The following is a 2,779-nucleotide window of genomic DNA, read 5'->3' on the forward strand; positions in this document are numbered from 1 at the left end:
AGACATTTTCTCTAAGTATAAATAAGATGAGTAAAATTTATGTATTACAATTATTTAAAGATAATGATGTAGGACTTGAAATTATAGAGTTTGGAATTGGATTTGTTTTAGATAAAAAAGATAATGGATTAAATCATTATTATAATAGAATGGGTACATGTATAGATAATAGATATTTATCATTACATGGGCCTTTTCTTGATTTAAATCTAGCAAGATTTGATAATTTAGTTAAAAATACTACTTTAAAAAGATATAACCAAATATATGATATAGCTAAAAGGTTAAGTAAAGATAGAATAATCTTTCATTCTTGCTATTATGAAAATATTTACTTTAAAGAAACCTATATAAATAATTGTATTGAGTTTTGAAAAGAATTTTTTTAGATAAGGATGATAATATAAAAATACATATTGAAAACGTATATGAAAAGGAAATAGATCATTTAATAGAATTAGTTGATTGAGTTGAAAATGAAAGTTTAAGTATATGCTTAGATATTGGACATGCAAACTGTTATTCAGATAAGTCTATATAAGAGTGGATTACTAAGCTTGGTATACGAATTGCACATTTACATCTTCATAATAATGATAGAATAAATAATGGAACTATGGATATTGAGTCTATATTTTATAATATAAAAAATATTGTAATAATCCCTCTATGACTATTGAAGATAATAATTATTATGAAGCTAAGGAATCTTTACAATTGATAAATAAGTTTTTTAGATACTTATAAAAAATATTAAATTAATTATAAATAAAAAAGTACCTAAAACAAAAATAACAATTGTATTTAATAGTGCAAAATAAAAATAAAGGAATATAATTTGCAATATAATAAACCCTAAAGATAGGAGGTGAGATTTATATTATATGGAAGGTTTTTTAGAAGATAACATAAAGAGTATTTCAGAAAAAGATATAAATAGTTTAATTAATGAGTATATGCCACTAATAATAAAAACGGTAAGCTCAATAACTGGAAGGTATGTTTCAGTTAAAAATGATGATGAGTTTAGTATAGCATTGATAGCTTTTAAAGAAGCTATTGATAAGTTTGATGAAGAAAAAGGAAGTTTTTCTGCTTTTGCGAAGCTTGTTATTTCAAGTAGAATTAAGAATTATCTTATTAAGGAAAATAAACATAATAAGGTAGATTCTATAGAAGAACTAAGTGAAAATGGAATTAATGTAGAAAATGTTTATCATACTCCAGTAGAAAGTGATGATGAGCTTGCAGTAGAAATAAATAAACTAAAAGATGAAATAGATAAATTTGGATTTTCTTTTGAAGATTTAGTAGAGGAATCACCTAAACATGAAGATACAAGAAAGAGAGCAATTTTTATATCTGAACAAGTAAATGATGAAGTTTTATTAAAAAGCTTTATGTATGAGAAAAGAAGATTACCAATAAAACAAATATCCTTAAAATTTTCTGTTACAGAAAAAATAATAAAGAGAAGTAAAAGATTTATTATATCAGTAGTAATTATATTAGATAAGAATTTTAGAAATTTAAAGTTATGGATAAGGAGGTGAAAATATGTTTAAAGCGATTGTTATGGAGATAAAAGAAAAATATATAATTGTTATGAAAGATGGAGGAGAAATTCTTCGTATTAACAAAAAGGGTGATTTGAAAATTGGTGAAACTATATTTTGTTTAGATGAAGATATTTATAATGGACGAGTAGACTCTAAAAATAAGGGATTAAAGAATTTGTTAATACCTTTAGGAGCTGTTGCAGCGCTTATACTTATTTTTATTAATCCTCTATTTAATAGATTTTCATCTAATTTAAATAATACTTATGCAGTTTTGACTTTTGATGTTAATCCTAGTATTGAATTTAATTTAGATGCTAATGGTAAAATAATTAATGTTAAAGGACTTAATGATGATGGAAAAGTATTGGATATAAATACTATAAGGGGATTAACAGTAGAAGAGGGCGCTATTAAACTAAAAGAAATTTTAACTAAAGATAATTACTTAGGTAATGGAAACTCCATTTTAGTTGGTTTTTCTTTCTTAGGAAGCGACAATATTGAATATGAACAAAATGTTCAAAATATAGTTAAAACTACTTTTAATGATACAAATGTTGCGTTTATTAAAGGGAATGAACAAAGTTTAGCGATGGCAGAAGAGCAAGGAATAAGTTTAGGAAAATATGAAGCTATTGCAAAGCTTGATGAAGATGGAATTGAAGAAGCTTTTGAAAATTTAAGTACTCAAGAGTTATTAGACTTATTAAAAAGCAATAATAGTAATTTATTCTTGAATGAAGATGCATTAGACGAACTTCAAGATGAACTTGAAGATAGGCTAGAAGATTCACAAGAACATGATGACGAACATAATGATGATGATCATAATGACAATGATGATGATGAGGATGATGATAATGAGGGAATTGAGGATTAATCTTTAGATGTAGTATTAAATTACTCCCATTGTTTTTCTAGAGTCATCTATATTGGAGTATATTCAATAGGAACATTAATGTTTATTTGTAATAAAAAAATAAATAGACTAATCTATATAATACTTAAGTTTTAAATAGTATAAAAGACTCTAAATGATAAGTGATAGCAGAAGTATAAAATATTTCAGCTATCACTTATTAATTATATAATTGAATATTATCAATTTTAAAATTTATGATGATTTAAGGAGAAAACAACATAATTATATAGAAAATTATATTTTAAATGATATAATGAATTGATTAGAAAGGTGTGATATATATGATAAAACCAAT

Annotated in this window: 2 protein-coding genes and 1 pseudogene; all 3 read left to right on the plus strand. The window is 23.9% G+C overall.

The window, feature by feature from the left end; translation table 11 throughout:
• Positions 1–374, plus strand: a pseudogene (locus tag I4V51_RS20610) (hypothetical protein); the annotation flags it as partial.
• A gap of 510 nt (positions 375–884) precedes the next feature.
• Positions 885–1,553: a sigma-70 family RNA polymerase sigma factor gene (locus tag I4V51_RS20615; protein WP_195990313.1), complete on the plus strand. Its 669-nt coding sequence runs from the start codon at positions 885–887 to the stop codon at positions 1,551–1,553.
• A gap of 4 nt (positions 1,554–1,557) precedes the next feature.
• Positions 1,558–2,442: an anti-sigma factor domain-containing protein gene (locus I4V51_RS20620; RefSeq protein WP_195990314.1), complete on the plus strand. Its 885-nt coding sequence runs from the start codon at positions 1,558–1,560 to the stop codon at positions 2,440–2,442.
• The last annotated feature ends 337 nt before the right edge of the window (positions 2,443–2,779 follow it).

Origin of the sequence: Clostridium sp. D53t1_180928_C8, from assembly GCF_015667795.1 — a bacterium.
Taxonomy (GTDB): domain Bacteria; phylum Bacillota; class Clostridia; order Clostridiales; family Clostridiaceae; genus Clostridium.

Coding starts and splice junctions, on each gene's coding strand:
- I4V51_RS20615 (WP_195990313.1), top strand. CDS start 885: ATGGAAGGTTTTTTAGAAGATAACATAAAGAGTATTTCAGAAAAAGAT.
- I4V51_RS20620 (WP_195990314.1), top strand. CDS start 1,558: ATGTTTAAAGCGATTGTTATGGAGATAAAAGAAAAATATATAATTGTT.